Source organism: Demequina sp. NBRC 110055, assembly GCF_002090135.1.
GTDB lineage: Bacteria > Actinomycetota > Actinomycetes > Actinomycetales > Demequinaceae > Demequina.
The window spans coordinates 954905-972976 of sequence record NZ_BBRL01000004.1 but is presented as its reverse complement, the minus strand read 5'-3'; the positions used below and the strand labels follow the sequence as shown (position 1 = coordinate 972976).

17 protein-coding genes are annotated in these 18072 nt (G+C 70.1%); 5 read left to right on the top strand and 12 right to left on the bottom strand.

The features are described from left to right. Nucleotides 1–35 precede the first annotated feature (35 nt). Together B7K24_RS04520 and mscL are read left to right on the top strand one after the other, a co-directional pair. Nucleotides 36–650: a TetR/AcrR family transcriptional regulator gene (locus B7K24_RS04520; RefSeq protein WP_084129250.1), complete on the top strand. Its 615-nt coding sequence runs from the start codon at nucleotides 36–38 to the stop codon at nucleotides 648–650. Between the two features lie 57 nt (nucleotides 651–707). Next, nucleotides 708–1166: a large conductance mechanosensitive channel protein MscL gene (mscL, locus tag B7K24_RS04515; protein ID WP_084128934.1), complete on the top strand. Its 459-nt coding sequence runs from the start codon at nucleotides 708–710 to the stop codon at nucleotides 1164–1166. A 59-nt stretch (nucleotides 1167–1225) separates the two neighbouring features. On the opposite strand, the gene B7K24_RS04510 is transcribed toward mscL, so the two are convergent. The 7 genes from B7K24_RS04510 to rsmI form a co-directional block, all read right to left on the bottom strand. After that, nucleotides 1226–2155: a 4-(cytidine 5'-diphospho)-2-C-methyl-D-erythritol kinase gene (locus B7K24_RS04510; RefSeq protein WP_084128933.1), complete on the bottom strand. Its 930-nt coding sequence runs from the start codon at nucleotides 2153–2155 to the stop codon at nucleotides 1226–1228. Then, nucleotides 2152–3036, bottom strand: coding sequence for a 16S rRNA (adenine(1518)-N(6)/adenine(1519)-N(6))-dimethyltransferase RsmA (rsmA, locus tag B7K24_RS04505; protein WP_200808271.1), 885 nt, complete (start codon nucleotides 3034–3036; stop codon nucleotides 2152–2154). Before rsmA ends, B7K24_RS04510 begins: the two co-directional genes overlap by 4 nt. Before the next feature lie 4 nt (nucleotides 3037–3040). Further along, entirely contained in the window at nucleotides 3041–3775 is a 735-nt protein-coding gene (locus B7K24_RS04500) for a G5 domain-containing protein (RefSeq protein WP_307181875.1), read from the bottom strand. Between the two features lie 196 nt (nucleotides 3776–3971). Further along, nucleotides 3972–4808, bottom strand: a complete 837-nt coding sequence (locus B7K24_RS04495) for a TatD family hydrolase (RefSeq protein WP_084128931.1) — start codon at nucleotides 4806–4808, stop codon at nucleotides 3972–3974. Continuing rightward, nucleotides 4805–6601, bottom strand: a complete 1797-nt coding sequence (gene metG, locus B7K24_RS04490) for a methionine--tRNA ligase (RefSeq protein WP_084128930.1) — start codon at nucleotides 6599–6601, stop codon at nucleotides 4805–4807. Before metG ends, B7K24_RS04495 begins: the two co-directional genes overlap by 4 nt. 93 nt (nucleotides 6602–6694) lie before the next feature. Then, nucleotides 6695–7546: a M15 family metallopeptidase gene (locus tag B7K24_RS04485; RefSeq protein WP_084128929.1), complete on the bottom strand. Its 852-nt coding sequence runs from the start codon at nucleotides 7544–7546 to the stop codon at nucleotides 6695–6697. Then, nucleotides 7543–8382, bottom strand: a complete 840-nt coding sequence (gene rsmI / locus B7K24_RS04480; protein ID WP_234986545.1) for a 16S rRNA (cytidine(1402)-2'-O)-methyltransferase — start codon at nucleotides 8380–8382, stop codon at nucleotides 7543–7545. Before rsmI ends, B7K24_RS04485 begins: the two co-directional genes overlap by 4 nt. A 60-nt stretch (nucleotides 8383–8442) precedes the next feature. On the opposite strand from rsmI, the gene B7K24_RS04475 reads away from it, so the two are divergent. Beyond that, complete coding sequence (locus tag B7K24_RS04475) at nucleotides 8443–9960, top strand: dolichyl-phosphate-mannose--protein mannosyltransferase (protein WP_084128927.1); 1518 nt, start codon at nucleotides 8443–8445, stop codon at nucleotides 9958–9960. A 3-nt stretch (nucleotides 9961–9963) separates the two neighbouring features. On the opposite strand, the gene B7K24_RS04470 is transcribed toward B7K24_RS04475, so the two are convergent. Together B7K24_RS04470 and B7K24_RS04465 are read right to left on the bottom strand one after the other, a co-directional pair. Continuing rightward, nucleotides 9964–10332 (bottom strand): rhodanese-like domain-containing protein, encoded by a 369-nt coding sequence (locus B7K24_RS04470; protein WP_084128926.1) that lies wholly within the window; start codon nucleotides 10330–10332, stop codon nucleotides 9964–9966. A 286-nt stretch (nucleotides 10333–10618) separates the two neighbouring features. Further along, the gene (locus B7K24_RS04465) at nucleotides 10619–11056 is read right to left on the bottom strand and encodes an Lrp/AsnC family transcriptional regulator (RefSeq protein ID WP_084128925.1); all 438 of its coding nucleotides are present in this window, start codon (nucleotides 11054–11056) and stop codon (nucleotides 10619–10621) included. A gap of 188 nt (nucleotides 11057–11244) precedes the next feature. Between B7K24_RS04465 and B7K24_RS04460 the strand changes: the two genes are divergently transcribed. Both B7K24_RS04460 and B7K24_RS04455 read left to right on the top strand, forming a co-directional pair. Next, nucleotides 11245–12303, top strand: coding sequence for an ornithine cyclodeaminase (locus B7K24_RS04460; protein ID WP_084128924.1), 1059 nt, complete (start codon nucleotides 11245–11247; stop codon nucleotides 12301–12303). A 64-nt stretch (nucleotides 12304–12367) separates the two neighbouring features. Then, on the top strand, nucleotides 12368–13603 hold the full coding sequence (locus tag B7K24_RS04455; protein WP_159449144.1) for an AI-2E family transporter: 1236 nt from the start codon (nucleotides 12368–12370) through the stop codon (nucleotides 13601–13603). 183 nt (nucleotides 13604–13786) lie between these two features. Here the strand turns inward: B7K24_RS04455 and B7K24_RS04450 are convergent, their stop codons facing one another. The 3 genes from B7K24_RS04450 to B7K24_RS04440 all read right to left on the bottom strand — a co-directional run bounded on the left by B7K24_RS04450 (nucleotide 13787) and on the right by B7K24_RS04440 (nucleotide 18067). Continuing rightward, on the bottom strand, nucleotides 13787–14752 hold the full coding sequence (locus tag B7K24_RS04450; RefSeq protein WP_234986544.1) for an FKBP-type peptidyl-prolyl cis-trans isomerase: 966 nt from the start codon (nucleotides 14750–14752) through the stop codon (nucleotides 13787–13789). A 155-nt stretch (nucleotides 14753–14907) separates the two neighbouring features. Continuing rightward, nucleotides 14908–15699: a transglutaminase family protein gene (locus B7K24_RS04445; RefSeq protein ID WP_084128922.1), complete on the bottom strand. Its 792-nt coding sequence runs from the start codon at nucleotides 15697–15699 to the stop codon at nucleotides 14908–14910. A 31-nt stretch (nucleotides 15700–15730) separates the two neighbouring features. After that, nucleotides 15731–18067, bottom strand: coding sequence for an AAA family ATPase (locus tag B7K24_RS04440; RefSeq protein ID WP_084128921.1), 2337 nt, complete (start codon nucleotides 18065–18067; stop codon nucleotides 15731–15733). Nucleotides 18068–18072 lie beyond the last annotated feature (5 nt).

The following is an 18072-nucleotide window of genomic DNA, read 5'->3' as shown; positions in this document are numbered from 1 at the left end:
CCGTGACCGACGAACGCAAGCCTCCCCGCGCCCGCATGACGGCTCGCGATCGGCGCGAGCAGCTGCTCACCGTGTCGCGCACACTGTTCGCCGAGCGAGGGTTCGACGGCACCTCCGTGGAGGAGATCGCGGCGCGCGCGGACGTGTCCAAGCCGGTGGTCTACGAGCACTTTGGCGGCAAGGAGGGCGTCTACGCGGTCATCGTCGACCGCGAGGTCGAGGCCCTCCTGGGCGCCCTGTCTGGCGCCCTCGCCGAGCGCGGCCACCCGCGTCAACTGGTCGAGCGCGCTGCCCGCGCACTGTTGGACTACATCGAGTCCTCCCCCGACGGATTCCGCATCCTGGTGCGCGATTCGCCCGTGGCGCAGGCCTCCGGCACGTTCTCCTCACTCATCGGCGACGTCGCCAACCAGGTGGAGCACTTGCTGGCCCACCAGTTCGTCAAGCGCGGACTCGACCCCGCCTCGGCGCCCATCTACTCGCAGATGCTGGTGGGCATGGTGGCGCTGACGGGACAGCACTGGGCGGAGGTCCGCGAGCCCAGCAAGGACGAGGTCGCCGCTCACCTGGTGAACCTCGCGTGGAATGGCCTGAGCAACTTCGAGCGGGACCCGATGGCCCCCGGATCGGACACGACGCCTCTCGCGTAGCGACAACACCCCTGGTCCTGGCCTATCGTCGGACGTAATGACGTCTGGGAGGACAGCATGATTCAGGGATTCAAGGCCTTCATCACCCGTGGCAACGTGGTGGACCTCGCCGTCGGCGTGGTCATCGGCGCGGCCTTCACGGCCATCGTCAACGCCCTCGTCAACTCCATCATCAACCCCCTCATCGCGGCGATCTTTGGCCAGTCGGACCTCGCACAGGTCGCGACCTGGACCCTCAACGACGGCGGCACTCCCGATGACCCCTCCGACGACGCGATTCTGTCGTTTGGCGCGGTTCTCGATGCCGCACTGAACTTCCTGCTGGTCGCCGCGGCCATCTATTTCCTTGTGGTCCTGCCGCTCAACAAGCTGGCCGAGCGCCGCAAGAAGGACGAACCCGCGCCCGGCGAGTCCGTCTCCCCCACCGAGGTCGAGCTGCTGGTCGAGATCCGTGACGCGATCCTCGCCGGCAAGACGGCCGATGCCGCAGCTCCCGAGGAGCCCAAGGCACCCTAAGCATGGGGCGGCGCCTGACGGCGCCCCGACGCTGAAGGCGCCTAGGGCGCCTAGGGCGCCTAGGGCGCCAGGATGGTCGCGCCGGTGGCGGGGGCGGATGCGGTGAGCACCGTGTGCGCCACCTCCTCCGCCCTGAGGTGGGCGGCGATCGCGAGGGCGTGCTGGCGCGAGCGCGCAAGCGCGGCCACCGTGGGACCCGACCCTGACACCATCACGCCCAGCGCCTCGGCGTCCTCCGCCGCGTCGATCACGCGGTGCAGGCGGGGTGCGAGCGTCAGCGCAGGCCCCTGCAGGTCGTTGTGGAGGCTCGCGCCCAGGGCGTGAGCGTCGCCCGCCATGAGCGCCGTCATGACGGCCTCGCTAATGCGCGGCTCCCCCACGGCGATCTCTCCCGCGGCCACCTGGCGATCGAATTCTCCGTAGACGGCGGGCGTCGACAGGCCCCACGACTGCGTCGCGAGCACCCAGTGGAACTCGCCGTGCGTCATCGCGGGTGACAGGTCGGAGCCGCGCCCCAGACCCACCGCCGTGTGCCCGTGCAACGCAAACGGCACGTCCGCGCCAATCGTGGCGGCGACCGCGTCCAACTCCGTGCGCGACAGGGCCAGTTCCCACGCCTCGGCGCACGCAAGGATCGCGGCGGCGGCGTCGGCCGAGCCTCCCGCCATGCCGCCGGCCACGGGCACGCCCTTCACGATGTGCAGGTCGGCGCCGTCGTCCACGCCATACGTGTCCCTCAGCGCCTGTGCCGCGCGCACCACGAGGTTGTCGGGCCCCGTGGGCACGGCGGCAAGGTCGATGCCCAGCCCCCGCGGCGCCTCCACGCTCACGCGCAGTTCGCTGTCCGCGCGGGGCGTGGCGGTGACGGTCTCGAAGAGGTCCACCGCCTGGAACACGGTCGCGAGCGGGTGGTAGCCGTCCTCGCCCAGGGCACCGACGGCCAGCTGGAGGTTGACCTTGCCAGGGGCGCGGACCGTGACGGCTCTCATGCCTGTAGCGTGCCAGACCCGCCGTCCGCCGCGCCGTCGGCGGCACTGAGCGCCTCGGCGATACGCGCAAAGTCGTCGATGCCCAACTGCTCGCCGCGCGTCAGCGGCTCGATGCCCACGCTCAGCAAGGCGGCCTCGGCCGCCGCACCGGAGCCGGCGATGCCCGACAATGCGCCGCGCAGACCCTTGCGCCGCTGCGCGAAGGCCGCGTCGATCACCGCAAAGACCTCCTCGCGAGAGGCCGACGTCACGGGCTGCTCGCGTCGCTCCATGAGCACCAGCGCGGAGTCCACGCGTGGCACGGGCCAGAACACGGCGCGGCCCACGTCGCCGGCGCGGCGGGTCGCGGTGTACCACGCAGCTTTCGCAGACGGGATGCCGTAGGTGCGCGAGCCGGGGGGCGCCGCGATGCGGTCGGCCACCTCGGCCTGGACCATCACCAGCACCTTGGCGAGGGCAGGGAACGTCTCGAGGAAGTGCAGGATGACCGGCACGGAGACGTTGTAGGGCAGGTTCGCCACGAGGGCGTCGGGCGGCGACGGCAGCTGCGCGACCTTCAGCGCGTCCTGATGGATGACGGTGAGCCGTTCTGCCGCCTCGGGCGCATGGGACGCGACCGTGTCGGGCAGGGCCGCGGCGAGAATCGGGTCGATCTCGACCGCGGTCACCCGCGCGCCGGCCTCGAGCAGCGCGAGTGTCAGAGAGCCCAGGCCGGGTCCCACCTCGACGACGTGGTCTCCCGGCTGGACGCCGGCGATGCGCACAATCCGACGCACCGTGCCGGCGTCGACCACGAAGTTCTGCCCCCACTTCTTGGTGGGCGCGGTGCCGAGCGACTCGGCCAGGGAGCGTATCTCGGACGGGCCGAGCAGGTCGGCCACGGGTTTAGTACCAGCCGATGCGCTCGGAGTGACCCCACGCGGCACACGGCGTGCCGTAGCGACCGCTGATGTAGCCCAGGCCCCACTTGATCTGCGTCGCGGGGTTGGTGGCCCAGTCGGATCCGGCCGAGGCCATCTTCGAACCGGGAAGCGCCTGCGGGATGCCGTGGGCGCCGGACGAGCTGTTGTGGGCGTTCGAGTTCCACCCGGACTCGCGGGTCCACAGCGCGTTGAGGCAGTTCCACTGGTCACCGGTCCAGCCACGGGCGGCGGCCAGCTCCTTGCCGATCGCGCGGTTGGTGCCGGAGTTCGAGACGCCGGTGGGAATCTTGGGGGCGGTGCGGGTACCGATCGCGACGACCTCGTCGACGGGCTCCTCGACCACGACGGACATGGCCTCCTCCCGCTCGACCTCGACGCCGTCCTTCACCGTGACGTTGTAGCTGACGAGCATGGTGCCGTCCTCGCCCTCGGTCACGACCTTCTCGGTGCCCTTTTCCTCGGAGGAGTCCTGCTTCTCCACCGAGCCGTGCTCGATGGCGACCTCCTTGGTCTCCGTCACGATCTCGATGTCGGCGGCGGCAGCCTCGACGGGTGCGAGGGTGGTCGCGGTGATCGCTTCCGCCTCCTCAGCGGTGGGTGCCGCAAAGGCGTTCACCCCCACCGAAGCGAACGAGCCGAACGCAAATGCGCCGACCGCAGCGGTCGCAATAACTCCCTGGGCGGTGCGGACGCGCACGCCCTTCTTCTGACGCTGCTCCCGTCGTCCTCCAGGGGCAGGCGTCGTACGTCGGTAACTCAAACGGCCAATCCTTTCGTCTCGTCGCGGCCATCAAAAACGCGACGATTCACCGGACTGTTATCTCATAGTTACATTCGGATGCGCTAGTCCTGGGTACGGCCGATGCCGTGGTTGACCCGGTGATAAAGGTCACTTACCAGGGACCATACAGGTTGTCGGAGGTCTCCCAGATCCGGGTGCAGAACGCCTCCAGATCCATGCCGAGCACCGTGGCGAGCGTCCTGGCCGTCAGCGCGGCCATGGCGGGAGAGCCCGGCTGGCCGCGATGCGGATGGGGCGTGAGGAAGGGCGCGTCCGTCTCGACCAGCATGCGGCTGGGAGGCGTGACGGCGGCCGCCGCGCGCAACGGGTCGTTGTTCTTGAACGTCACCGTGCCGGCGAACGACAGGTACCACCCCTCGGCCACCGCGAGCCGCGCCATGGCGGCGTCGCCCGAGAAGCAGTGGAAGACGGTGACGTCGGGCGCGCCGTCGGCCAGCAGCACCTCGATGACGTCGGCGTGGGCGTCGCGGTCGTGGATCTGCAGCGGCAGGTCCAGTTCCTTAGCCAACGCGATGTGGTCGCGGAAGGCCCGCATCTGCGCGTCGCGTCCCTCGGGTCCGGTGCGGAAGTAGTCCAGCCCGGTCTCGCCGACCACGCGGATGCGCTCGCCGCGCGCCAGCGCGGCGATCTCGGCGAACGCCTCGTCGTACGTCCCCTCGGCCGCCAACACCGCCGCGTCGTTGGGGTGCAGCGCGACCCCGCCGAGCATCTGCGGAAACCGTGCCACGGCATCGGCCGTCCACCGAGCCGACTCGAGATCGCAACCGATGTTCACGACCCGAGTGACCCCGGCATCGGCCGCCTGAGCGAGCCGCGCCTCGACACTCAGCGGCTCGTCGCCCGCCGGGTACTCGAGGTGGCAGTGGTTGTCGACGATGGGCGCCGGGAGCGACTCAGGAACGGGCGGCCAGGCTCCGCGGCGCGTCACTCGTCGTCGCCACGCATCCGCTGCAGCTCGTCCTCCACGATGGAGTCGTCGAGCTTCACGAAGATGGGCGACGGCTTGTCGACGGGTGTGCCGGGCACGATGTCCCTGCGGCCCCACGTGCCGTGCGCGGACGAGTAGTCACCCTGGATGACGGGGTAGTGCCGGCCCGCGATGTCCAGGTCGTCGACCTCGTTCATCTGAGGCATGGGAGCCATGGTGTCGGTGCCGCCGAGCGCCTCGTGCACCTTCTGGGCGCTGTGGGGCAGGAACGGCGCGAGCATGGTGTTCGCGTCGGTCACGAGCTGCGCGGCGACACCCAGCACGGTCTCCATGCGGGCGGGGTCCTCGGTCTTGAGCTTCCAGGGAGCCGTGTCGGCCAGGTACTTGTTGGCCTCGCCGACGGCCTTCATGGCCTCGCTGATCGCGGCGCGCTGGCGGTGCGCACCGAGCAGGTCGCCCACGGTCGTGAAGGCGGCCTCGGAGGCGGCCAGCACCGCGCGGTCCGCGTCGGTCGCGCCCTCGAGCGAGGGGATGGTGCCGACGTTCTTGTGCAGCAGCGTGGCGGTGCGGTTGACGAGGTTGCCCCAACCGGCGACCAGCTCGTCGTTGGTGCGGCGCTTGAACTCGGACCACGTGAAGTCGGAGTCGTGGCTCTCGGGCCCGGCGGTCGCGATGAAGTAGCGCAGCGCGTCGGGCTGGTAGCGGGCCAGCATGTCGCGCACGTAGATCACGTGGCCGCGGCTCGAGGAGAACTTCGCGGACTCCATGGTGAGGAATTCGCTCGAGACCACCTCGGTGGGCAGCTGGAGGTCGCCGAACTGCGACAGCTGGCCGCCCTTGGAGCCGCGACCGTTGGCCGCGAGCAGCTCCGCGGGCCAGATCTGCGAGTGGAAGGTGATGTTGTCCTTGCCCATGAAGTAATAGGACAGGGTCTCGGGGTCGTTCCACCACTGCCGCCACGCGTCGGGCTCGCCCTCGCGGCGCGCCCACTCGATCGAGGCGGACAGGTAGCCGATGACCGCATCGAACCAGACGTAGAGGCGCTTGGCGGGGTTGTCCTCCCAGCCAGGCAGCGGGATGGGGATACCCCAGTCGATGTCGCGCGTCATGGCGCGCGGGCGCACGTCGGCAAGGAGGTTGCGCGAGAAGTTCAGGACGTTGGGGCGCCAGCCGTGGCGCGAGCCCAACCAGTCCGACAGCGGCTCGACGAGCGCGGGCAGGTCGAGGAAGAAGTGCTCGGTCTCGATGAACTTGGGCGTCTCGCCGTTGATGCGGCTGACGGGGTTCTTCAGGTCGATCGCGTCGAGCTGGTTGCCGCAGTTGTCGCACTGGTCGCCGCGGGCGCCGTCATAGCCACAGATGGGACAGGTGCCCTCGATGTAACGGTCGGGAAGAGTGCGGCCCGTGGACGGCGAGATCGCGCCGCGGGTGGTCTGCTCGATCATGTAGCCGTTGGTGTGCACGGCGGAGAACATGTCCTGCACTACTTGGTAGTGGTTACCGGTGGTGGTGCGGGTGAAGAGGTCGTAGGACAGTCCGAGCGACACGAGGTCCTCGACGATGACGCGGTTGTAACGGTCCGCGAGCTCCTGCGGGGTCACGCCCTCGCCCTCGGCCTGCACCAAGATGGGCGTGCCGTGCTCGTCGGTGCCGGACACCATCAGGACGTCGTGGCCCGCCATGCGCATGTACCGGCTGAAGACGTCCGAGGGCACGCCGAAACCGGCGACGTGGCCGATGTGACGGGGCCCGTTGGCATACGGCCAGGCGACAGCGGAGAGGATGCGTGACATGGCGACCATCCTAGTGACCGTGCGGGGCGCCTTTCGCGGAGTCGCTGAGGGGGGCCGATGCCGTGGCCGGGCGAGCGCGGCCCTCTCCTGATCTCAGGGGTAGTCGGGTGCGGGGCTGAGCTCCAGGTACTCCTCGAGGGTCGCGGCGCCAGACTCGTGCATCGCTGAAGCCATCTCGGCGCCGACGTAGCGTAGGTGCCACGGCTCGTAGACGTAGCCGGTCACGTCCTCGGAGCCGTCCGGGTAGCGCACGACGAAGCCGTGCTCCCAGCCGTGCTCGGCTACCCATTCGCCCGCGGCCTCCTCGCCGAAGCAGCGCTTGATGCGGCAGGCCGCGGAGGCGTAAATGTCGACGGCGAGGCCGGTCTGATGCTCGGAGTACCCGGGCCGTGCCGAGAATCGCTCCGCACTGTTCACGCCATGCTCGGCCGCGTAGTCGCCGAAGAGCGACTCCTGGAAGCCATACGACCGATAGGCGGTCGCGACGGAGAACGCGGCGCCGGCATCGGCCGCCTCCTGTCGCATGGCGACGAGAGCGTCCCCGGCCTCGGACCGCATCTGCTGGCTCGCGCCGCCGGGAATGGCCGTCAGGTCGGCGAGGTCGTCGGGCACGTACGTCTCGGGCTCGAGCGGGCGTGCCTTATTGACGATCACCGTCACCGCGTCGGGGCTGTCGAGGTCGTATGCAGGCGCGGCGTGAATTGAGGGCGGCGCGGCCGAGGCGTCGATGCTCGGCGCCGTGACTGCCGGGCTGTCCCCTGCCGCCGGGCTCGCGCCGGCGGGCGACGGGGTTGCCGTCACCGTCACGGCCGCCTGTGGATCGTCCGCGTCCCGCTCACCCATCGCCCATGCGGCGCTGCTTCCGCCGGCGGCAAGTACCGCCACGACGAGCGCGGTGATGACGCCGGCGTTCGGCCGGCGTCCGCGAGCGTGGGGACGCGTCACGCGTCCCCGTGGCGCGCGGCGAGCACGGCGCTGTACAGCTCGCGGCGCGGCACCCCAGCCGTGGTGGCGAGGTCCGCGACGGCGTCCTTGGCGCGCTCGCCCGCCGCGACGCGTGCGAGCGCCTCATAGACGAGCGCCTCCATGGTGGGAGCCGCTGCCGGCCGGCCCGCGACGGTGACGACGATTTCGCCGCGGACACCCGCGGATGCCCACGAGGCGAGGTCCGCGAGCGCGCCACGCCTGGTCTCCTCGTGGGTCTTGGTGAGCTCGCGCGAGACCGCCGCCTGGCGGTCGGCGCCGAACGCCAGCGCCATCGCCTCGAGGGTGGCCGCGAGCCGGTGCGGGGCCTCGAAGAACACCATGGTGCGCGACTCGGTCGCCAGGTCGGTGAGGGCCCGGGCCCGCTCGCCCTCCTTGCGTGGCAGGAAGCCCTCGAAGCAGAACCGGTCCGTGGGAAGGCCTGACAGGGCGAGGGCCGTCAGCACCGCCGACGGCCCGGGCAGCACCTCGACCGCGACGGCCGCCGCGGCGGCGGCCTCCACGACCCGAAACCCGGGATCGGAGACGGTCGGCATGCCCGCATCGGACACGAGCACCACGAGAGCGCCGGCGGCCGCGCGCGCCACCAGGTCGGCCGCCCGGTCGCGCTCGTTGTGGTCGTGCACCGCGAGCACCTCGGCGGTCACGTCGATCTCGAGGCGACGGGCCAGGTCGCGCAGCCGGCGGGTGTCCTCGGCGGCGATCACGTCGGCCTCGGTGAGGGCCGTACGGAGCCTGGCGGAGGCATCGGACGTATTGCCGATGGGGGTCGCCGCGAGTACGAGCCGTCCTGTCATGGCTCCAAGCGTCGCACACGTCGTCCCAGGTTCCTGGCGGCCCGCCATTAGGCTTCCCCTGTGATCGGGGAGAGGCTGTGGCGCTGGCGAGTGGCGCTGATGGTGACCGTGGTCGGCGTCTACGCCGCCGTCATGCGCTTCGGGACGCTCGGCTTCCCCACCGAGCTCGTCTTCGACGAGGTGTTCTACGCCCGCGGCGGCTACTCGCTGGTGGAGCTGGGGTTCGAGGGCGAGTGGGGCGGCGACAACCAGGACTTTGCTCACGGCGACTTTTCGCAGCTGAGCGACGAGGGCGACTTCGTGGTGCACCCGAACACGGGCAAGCTGCTCATCGGCCTGGGCATGAAGGTGTTCGGCCCCACGCCGTTTGGATGGCGCGTCATGGGCGCGCTGGTGGGAGTCGCCGCGTGCATCATCCTCGCGATGACGGCGCGCAGGCTCTTCAACTCCACGATCTGGGGCACCGTCGCGGGCGTCCTGCTGGCCGTCGACGGCGAGCATGTGGTGCTGTCGCGAGCGGCCCTGCTCGACGGATACCTGACCTTCTTTATTGTGCTCGGCTTCGCGCTGCTCGTGACGGACAGGTTCCGCACGCGCGACCGGCTCGTCACGGCGGCCGCGCGCGAACGGGCCGAGTACGGATGGGGCGATGAGGTCCGGCTGCCGGGCGGCGGCCCGCACCTTGGGATGCGCTGGTGGCGACTGGCTGCCATCCTCGCCTTCTCGCTGTCAGTCACCGTGAAGTGGAACGGCCTGTACTTCATGGCGGCGTTCTTGGTGCTGTCGGTGGTCTTCGATTGGTACGACCGGCGCGCCGCGGGCTACGAGGGCTGGTTCGCCGGCGCCTTTGTCCGCGCCATCCCCGCGTTCCTCGCGACGGTCGTCATCCTGCCGGTGGTCTACCTCGCGTCGTGGATCCCGTGGTTTACCTCGGAGAACTCGTGGGGCCGCCATTGGGCCGAGGACAACCCCGGCCAAGGACTCACGTGGCTGCCCGACGGCCTCAACTCGCTGATCCACTATCACCAGCAGATGTGGGACTTCCACCGCGGGCTCGACACCCCGCACAACTACGAGTCCAACCCGTGGGCATGGCCGTTCCAGTGGCGTCCCACCGCGTTCTACTTCGAGGACGCGCCGGACGCCGACTGCGGCGCCGAGCGCTGCGTGAGCGCCATCCACGCGATCGGTGAGCCGCTCATCTGGTGGACCGCCTTCGCGGTGCTGCTGTACGCCCTGTGGCGGATCATTCGCCACCGCGACATGCTGGCGCTGACGGTGTCGCTGGGCTACCTCGCGGCGTGGGTGCCGTGGCTGCCCTTCGCCCACCGCACCATCTTCACGTTCTACACGGTCACCATGTCGCCGTTCGTGGTGCTGCTGCTGGTGTGGGCCATGCAGCGGATCGCGCAGCCCGCGCGGCTCGACGGGGCATGGAGCACGCGCGGGCTCGCGATCGTCGGCGTCTTCCTTGGCGTGGCGCTGATCCTCGCCGGGTTCTTCACCCCGATCTGGACGGGAGAGCCGATCCCGTTCCGGTACTGGCAGGCACACATGTGGCTGCCCAGCTGGGTGTAGTCCCTAGTTGACGACGTCGAGGCCCGTGGCCTCGGCGGCATCCGCGATGCCGCCGGCGTCTACGACGGTGAGGCCAGCGTCCTCGAACACCGGCGTCGCCTGACCGGAACGGTTGCCCGACTGGCAGTAGACGACGTATTCGGCGTCCGCGTCGAGCGCGGCGACATCGGCCACGAACGTGGCCGACTGCAGGTCGAGGTTCACGGCGCCGTCCAGGTGGCCGCCGTCGTACTCCGACGGGGTGCGCACGTCCACGACCACCGTGTCCTCGGTGAGGTCAATCGACTCCGCGGGCGCCGAGCAGGCCGCGAGCGCGACCGCCGCGCCCAGGGCCAGCGCCCAGGCACGGACGGGGCTCAGCGTCGCCGCCATCAGCCGTGGCCCTGGCAGCGGTCCGCGGGCGCGACGCCGGCCAGGGCGTCCTCGACGTGCTGGCCGCAGCCGGCCCACGTGGGCTTGCCGCACACATCACAGGTCACTCGCATGCACATGTCTTGTCCTTTCGTAGAGGGAGGCCACGTTCGTGGCAACGCGACGACTATACCCCAGGGGGTATTTCGGCCGCATGCCAGACGACGCCAGGGCGGCGCCTGTTCGTCACGGCGGGAGCGTCACCCTTGGTGGCGCTCGGGTCCCCGGCCACGCGGCGCCTGCGACGCTACTGGCCGCGACGCTCGATGAGCCGCGACAACACGATGGCCGAACGCGTCGAGTCCACCTGCTGAGGTGAGCGCACCTTTTCCAGCGCCAATTCGAGGTGCCGGGTGTCCTTCGCCCGCAACGTGACGAGCGCATCGGCCTGGCCCGTCACCGTCGTGGCCTCGATCACCTCGGGAATGTCCTTCAAAATGCGCCGCAACTCGCTGGGCCCCACGATGCCCCGGCAGAACAGCTCGACGTATGCCTCGGTGCCATGACCGACCGCCTCGGGGTCGGTCAGCACCGTGAATCCTCGGATCACGCCGTCCTCGGTCATGCGATCCACGCGGCGCTTCACTGCGGAGGCCGACAGCCCCACCTGCTGGCCGAGGTCGTGATAGCTTGCGCGCCCGTCTTCTCTCAGCAGGTCGAGGATGCGGGTGTCGAGGGAATCCATCGTGATGAACCTTTCCTGCGCGCGGCGCTCGCTTCACATGCACTTCGCTTCATACTTGCATGATTCCCGCGTCAAGAGCCATCTTCACGCGCACTTTCCCTGTCATCCTGGAGTCAGGGAGGTGAGTCGACGACGACCACACGGCACACCTCCCTGTCCCCGCTGCCGATGAGACAAGGAGGCGAGTCATGGTGATGCTCGTCGACGTTCCCCGCATGTCCGCCTGGATCGCCCACGAGGGTGCCGCCGCCGCGATCGACGGCATTCGTTCGCGCCTCGAGGCCGACTACCGCCGCTGGCCTCAGTTCGACAAAACCCCCCGCATCGCGTCCCACTCACCCATCGGCGTCATCGAGCTCATGCCGATTGCCGATGCCGACCGCTACGCCTTCAAGTACGTCAACGGCCACCCCGAGAATCCGCTGCGCGGCTTCCAGACCGTGACCGCCTTCGGCGCGCTCGCCGACGTCCACAACGGCTACCCGGTGCTCATCGCGGAGATGACCCTCCTGACCGCCCTGCGCACCGCCGCGACCTCGGCGATGGCCGCCGTCGCGCTCGCGCGACCGGATTCGACCACCATGGCCATCATTGGCAACGGCTCGCAAAGCGAGTTCCAGGCAGTCGGGATGCGCGCGGCACTCGGCGTCTCCAGGCTGCGCATCTTCGACACCGACCCCGGCGCGATGGACAAGGTCGCGCGCAACCTCGAGCCGCTCGGCTTCGAGATCTACCGCGCCACCAGCGCCGAGGACGCCTGCCGCGGCGCAGACATCGTCACCACGTGCACCGCCGACAAGACTCTCGCGACCATCGTGCGCGACGAGTGGATCGAGCCCGGCACACACCTCAACGCCATCGGCGGGGACTGCCCCGGCAAGACCGAGCTCGACCCCGCGATCCTCACCCGCGGCGACATCTTCGTCGAGTTCACCCCCCAGACCCGCATTGAGGGCGAGATCCAGCAGCTCGCGCCCGATCACCCTGTCACCGAACTGTGGACCGTCCTGGACGGCACCGCGACCGGCCGCACGTCGGACGATCAGGTCACCGTCTTCGACTCCGTCGGCTTCGCCCTCGAGGACTTCTCGGCGCTGGCATATCTGGCCGACGCCGTGGCTGGCACCGCGTTCGCCGGCGAGGTCGACCTCATCGCCGAACCGCACGATCCGCGCGACCTGTATTCGCTCGTGGCCGAGGCCGCCCGGCCCGTCACCGAGGTGCAGTCGGGTACGCGCGCCGCCTGACGCATCGGCCATCCCCAGGGTGGTGCCTACCGCCGGTCGGCGCCACCCTGGCACGATGGTGGCCATGAACGCCGAGAACCCACCCGACACGCTCGTCCCCTCCGAGGTCGCGCAGGCCGCCCAGGCCGTCAAGGGCGAGCGCCCCGACACCTCACCGCCGGCGTGGGTGAACCGCTTCGTGTGGCAGTCGGCGTGGAAGGTGGTCGTCGTCGTCGCGCTTGCCGCCCTCGCCGTGGTGGTCGTCATGCAACTGCGCCACCTCATCGGCGTCCTGGTGATCTCCCTGTTCTTTGCGCTCGCGATCATTCCGGGCGTCGAGGCACTCGTGCGCCGCTTCCACATGAGGCGCGGGGCGGCCGTCGGCATCATCTTCATCACCGCGATGGTGGCGGTAGTGCTCATGGTGGCGTTCCTCATCCCGGCAATCGTGCAGTTCGCCTCCGCGGTGGGGGCTCACCTCAATGAGTGGCTTGACAACGTCAACCAATGGTCGGCCGACTACTTCGGCGGCGACGTGGTCGACACCGAGGCGGCGGAGGAGGCCACCGCACCCATCCTGCGCGCCGTTCAGGAGTGGGGCGACAACGTGCTCGGCATCGTCTCCAGCGGCTTGGGCCTGGTGTTCGACGTCTTCACGATCCTGACGTTCACCTTCTATTTCGCGGCCGACTTCCCGCGCCTGCTGCGCACCATCATGCGGCGCATGCCCCCGCAGCGTCAGCAGGTGGTCGGCTGGGTGGCGCGCACCTCGATTGAGCAGACGGGCGGCTACTTCTACTCCCGCCTGCTGCTGATGATCATCTGCGGCACGGGCGCCTTCTTCGTCATGCTGCTCGTGGGGCTGCCGCTGGTCTACGCGCTGCCCATGGCGCTGTTCATGGGCTTCGTGTCCGAGTTCATCCCGTTCATCGGGACCTACGTGGGCGCGATCGTGCCCTCGCTCGTGGTCCTCGCCGTCGAGGGCTTCGTCCCCACCCTCGTGCTGGTCGCGTACGTGCTGGTTTACCAGCAGATCGAGAACTACGTCCTCAACCCGCGACTGTCGTCCAAGACCATGGAACTCAACGGCGCCGTAGCCTTCGGTGGAGCCATGGCCGGTGGCGCCATCGCGGGACCCATGGGCGCCTTCATGGCCCTGCCCGTCGCAGCCCTCATCACGTCGATCGCGAAGAACACCGGCCGCACCTACGAGGTCGTGGAGCAGATCGAGGCGGGCGAGGGCGACGAAGCCGGCAACGCAGCTGCCCCCGCGTCGGCTCCCGCCGTCGCGACGCCCTCCCAGGGAACGCCGGGTACCTAACCCGGCCACGGCATCGGCCCTCCGCCCGGGCTGCCGCCATGCCCGATTCCTTGAGGCTGCGATGGTCACATCCGGGCCGAAAGTGACCATCACAGCCTCAAGGAATCGCCGGAGCAACGACAAACGCCGGCCGCGTCACCTCCGTGAGGAGGGACGCGGCCGGCGTCGTCGTGTGCGGAGCGGTTAGCTCGCGGCGAGGATGTCGACCACGAACACCAGGGTCGAGCCGCCGGGGATCGAGGACGTGTCCGAGTCGCCGTAGCCCAGGTCCGGCGGGATCACCAGCAGCACCTGCGAGCCGACGGTCTGGCCTGCCAGGCCCTGAGTCCAGCCCGCGATCACGTTCGAGAGCGGGAAGGAGGCGGTGGTGCCGCGGTCCCAGGACGAGTCGAACTGCTCGCCGTCCCAGATCCAGCCGGTGTAGTTCACGGTGAGGGTGTCGGTCTCCTCGACCACGTCGCCCTCACCCTCGATGAGGGGCTGGACCACGAGCTCGGTGGGCATCTCACCCGCATCGGCGAAATCGATGCTGGGCTTGCCGGTGTCGTCGAGCGTCACGGTGGGCAGGCCCTCGTCGGGCTCCACCGCGGCACCCTCGGGGCCGTCGAGCACGGTCGTGACCGAGTCCACGGTCACGGCCATGTACTGCGACGGCGTCACGGTGCCGTCGTCAGCCTCGCTGCTCGGGAAGGCGTAGATGAAGGTGGCACCCACGTTCTGGCCCTTGATGGCGTCGTACAGCACCGTGTCGGTCACGCTCTCCTCGGAGAACGTGATGGCCTCGGGCACACCGCCCTCGTAGGTCGAGTAGACCTGCGAGCCGTCCTCGCCCGACCACACGGTGTAGGCGAGGTTGACGACATCGCCGTCCTCGACGGGCTCGCCGTCGCCCGGGGCGATCGCGCGCGCGGCGCGGTTATCGACGTTGAGGGGCGCCTCGAACTCGAGGGTCGGGGCGTCCTCGCCGTCGGTCCAGGTGATCTCCTCGAGGGCCGCCTCGGCGGCGGAGTTGTCGACCTCGGCGGGGGCCGATGCCTCGGCCGAGGGGGAGGTGGTGGCGTCGGTCTCGGCGTCGCTCGAGCAGGCGGTGAGGCCTAGCACCGAGAGGGCACCGATCGCGACGGCGGCGGTCCAGCGGGTGGTGATCAAGAGTGAAGCTCCTTGATGGGCGCCTTCATGGCGCGCGGGGGCCGGGCAGAGGCCGGCCATGGTCATGGTCAGTCAACCGATGGGCGCGCGCGGAGGTTCCCGCTTCGCACCGCTCTCAGCATTCTCTCAGCATTGGCCGATGCATGGCGACGGGCTCAAGGAAGGCTCATCAGGGCGTCGGGCTCGTCGGTCGGTAGCCGTTCGGCGACCGCGCCGACCTCCATCGACACCAGGCTGACCGGGGCGCCCACCGTCGTGAGAAAGGCCGTGTCGGCCGCGTCCCTGCCAGTGGCGATGCGCACGAGCGACGGGCGCGGCGCGAGCCCCGTCGCGTCAACGACCCACCACTGCCCGTCGACGAGCGCCTCCGCGACCGCGTGGAAGTCCATGGGGCTCAGCCCCGGCGCGTACACGGCGGCTACGCGGGCGGGCACGTCGAGTGCGCGCAGCAGCGCGACCACCAGATGCGCGAAGTCGCGGCACACGCCCTGGCGCGCCAGCATGGTCGCGACCGCACCGTCGATGGGCCGGGACGAGCCGGACACGTAGGTGAGCTGCTCACCCACCCACCGCGCGATGTGCCGCACCAGGTCGTGCCCCTCACGCCCACCCGCCTCCGCGAGCGCGACCGGGCCCAAGGTGTCCGATTCGCAGTACCGGCTGGGCCGGAGGTACTGCACCTCATCGAGGGCCGATGCCGTGGCAGGCTCGGGCTCGCCGGTCACCGTCGCGCGGTAGGTCACCTCGATCCGGCCGGCCTTCGCGTCGAACGCGTGCAGGCGGGTGCCGTGGGCGTCGACGATCTCCTGCGGCTCGAGCGCGGCGCCGTCGAGCGTGATGGCGAGAGACTCGTCGACCTGCCACCCGCGCGCAACGGCGATCGCGAGATAGCCGCGCGCGTCACCGTCGGCGTCCAGGGTGAGATGGCAGTGCACGTCGCGTCTCATGACCGCATCGTCTCACCGCGGGGCACGCGCGTCACGATGACCGCGCCTCGTCGACCCAGGTGAGGAACGCCTCGGCGTCAAGGATGGGCTTGCCGTACTCCGCGGCCTTGCGGGCCTTACCCGACTGGGTACCGCGCTCGGCGACCACCAGCAGGTCGGTGCGGGTCTTCGTGACCGACGGGACGGGCACCAGGCCGGCGGCCGTCGCCATCCGCTCCATGCGGGAGCGGTCGATCATGCCGCGGGCGGACATCACGGTGCCGGTGAAACACACGCGGGCGCCGGGCGTCAGTAGGGTTGCGGGGTCCGCGGGCCCCTCGAGGGTGAGGTCGGGCGGTAGCACCTCGACGCCGAAGTGACGCTCGGCCTCTCGCAGCCGGGTCATCACGGCCTCGTCCTTATCGATGACGCGTCCCCAGGCGGCACCGAGCAGGTCGGCGAGCACCGCCGCCGGATCGTCCTCGGCGGAGAGGTTGCCGCCCACGACGAAGCCGGTCGGGCCCGCCGTCCCCTCGTCGCCCGTGGTGCGGGCCAGCAGGTAGCCGCGGCCGCGCGGAAGGGCCGAGAAGGCGGTGCCTGCTGCCGTGAGGGGCGCATGACCGAGGCGCCAGCGGGCGGCGGCATCCCGGATCGCGCGGGCGCGGGCGAGCGCGGTGGGTGCGCGCAGCGCGGCGCGGTCGGCGTCCGCAAGCGCCGCGGCGGGCAGCTCGACTCCGAGCGCCATGGCCTCGACGTGCCCGTGACGCTTGAGTTCAAAGTCGATCCAGCCGAGCGCCTGGTCGATGCCCACGCCCACGGGCACGCGGCCCGCGAGCAGGGGCGACAGAGAGGCCCAAGCCTCGGCCAGCACGGGCGCGAGCTGCACGTCCCGGGTGGTGAGGCCGAATTGGGCCTGGGCCTCGTACAGGTCGCTCGTCGGGTTCACCACCGTCGTGGCCTCGTCGCCGTCGTCGGTCACGACGGCGATCTCGACCGGGCGCGGACGGTAGCGGTCGCCCGCCTGACCCACGGTGAGGACGGCCAGGTACGCCTCCCCCGCCACGGCATCGGCCGCCTGAGAACCGGCACCAAGGAAGCGGCGGATGCGTCCGTCGGTCTTGAGGTCGCGCGGCAGCACGTCGCGCTTGAGGACCAGCCCCTCGAGGCTCGTGCAGCGGCTGAGCGCCACGTAGAGCTGGCCGTTGGCGAAGGTGCCGCCGGTGAGGTCCACGACCACGCGCTCGAGGGTCTGGCCCTGGGACTTGTGGATGGTGATGGCCCACGCGAGCTTCATGGGCAGCTGCGTGAAGGTGCCGACCACCTCGCGGCCGAGCCCGCCGCCGGTGACGATCGGACGAGTGATCTCCCAGGTATGAGCGCCGACCGCGACCACGGAGCCGTCCTGGAGTCCCACGCGCGCCTCGGGGCCGTTCGGCGTGTCGATCAGCGCCCTGATGCGGCCCAGCGTGCCGTTGGCCCAGCGGTCGGCCGGGTCGTTGCTGAGCAGCATCACCTGGGCGCCGACGGCGAGGTCGAGCACCTCTTCGGTGGGTAGCTCAAAGCCGTCCATGTCGCCCCGGATGCTGGCGCGGTAGGAGCGGGGTCGGGCGTCGAGGCGCTCAAGCATCTGCCGGTTGCGGGAGCGGACGATGCGGTTCGTGGTGGCGAGGGTCAGCCAGAACTCGTGGGCGGGCGGCTCGAAGTCCGGATCGGTGCGGGCGTTGAGGGTCCGCCTCGCGTCCTCGAGGAGGGCGCCCTCGCGCACGGCGTTGAGGATGTCGACGAGCGCCGCGTCACCGTGTTGGCGGAACACGTGGGTGAGTTCGACCACGGGGAAGTGGCCCCGCTCGAAGCGACGGGCGGAGAAGAAGTAGGGCGTGCCGTAGTGCGCATCGAAGTGGTCGACCTCGCCGTCGCGCACGACGGGCGGAAGCTGATGGAGGTCGCCGACGAGCACCAGCTGGACTCCGCCGCACGGCTCGCCGGGGTGGGGTCCGAACCTCTCGAGCGCCGCGACCATCGCATCGAACAGGTCGGCGCGCACCATGGAGGCCTCGTCGACGATGAGGATCTCGAGTTCCTTGAGCGTCGCGGCGAACCGGCCCGGGTAGTAGGCGCGGCTCAGCACCGTGTCCTCCGTCACCCCCATGGGGAAGGAGAACAGACGGTGGATGGTGAAGCCGTCCACGTTGAGCGCGGCGATGCCGGTCGGCGCGACGGTAACGGCACGGCGGCTGGTGTCGCTGAGAAAGTGACGGATGAGCGTGGACTTACCGGTGCCGGCCCGGCCCGTCAGGAAGACGTTGGCGCCGGCGTGCAGCAGCGCGAGGGCGCGCTCGAACTCGTCGGTGAGGGTGATGCCCGCCGGCGACGTTTGCTGAGCGCTCATGGTGG

Excerpts from the sequence above, each read along its gene's own strand:
- B7K24_RS04445 (WP_084128922.1), bottom strand. The coding sequence starts at position 15,699 with ATGAGACGCGACGTGCACTGCCATCTCACCCTGGACGCCGACGGTGAC.
- B7K24_RS04455 (WP_159449144.1), top strand. The coding sequence starts at position 12,368 with ATGAACGCCGAGAACCCACCCGACACGCTCGTCCCCTCCGAGGTCGCG.
- B7K24_RS04440 (WP_084128921.1), bottom strand. The coding sequence starts at position 18,067 with ATGAGCGCTCAGCAAACGTCGCCGGCGGGCATCACCCTCACCGACGAG.
- rsmI (WP_234986545.1), bottom strand. The coding sequence starts at position 8,382 with ATGACAGGACGGCTCGTACTCGCGGCGACCCCCATCGGCAATACGTCC.
- B7K24_RS04465 (WP_084128925.1), bottom strand. The coding sequence starts at position 11,056 with ATGGATTCCCTCGACACCCGCATCCTCGACCTGCTGAGAGAAGACGGG.
- mscL (WP_084128934.1), top strand. The coding sequence starts at position 708 with ATGATTCAGGGATTCAAGGCCTTCATCACCCGTGGCAACGTGGTGGAC.
- B7K24_RS04520 (WP_084129250.1), top strand. The coding sequence starts at position 36 with ATGACGGCTCGCGATCGGCGCGAGCAGCTGCTCACCGTGTCGCGCACA.
- B7K24_RS04510 (WP_084128933.1), bottom strand. The coding sequence starts at position 2,155 with ATGAGAGCCGTCACGGTCCGCGCCCCTGGCAAGGTCAACCTCCAGCTG.
- B7K24_RS04470 (WP_084128926.1), bottom strand. The coding sequence starts at position 10,332 with ATGGCGGCGACGCTGAGCCCCGTCCGTGCCTGGGCGCTGGCCCTGGGC.
- B7K24_RS04460 (WP_084128924.1), top strand. The coding sequence starts at position 11,245 with ATGGTGATGCTCGTCGACGTTCCCCGCATGTCCGCCTGGATCGCCCAC.
- metG (WP_084128930.1), bottom strand. The coding sequence starts at position 6,601 with ATGTCACGCATCCTCTCCGCTGTCGCCTGGCCGTATGCCAACGGGCCC.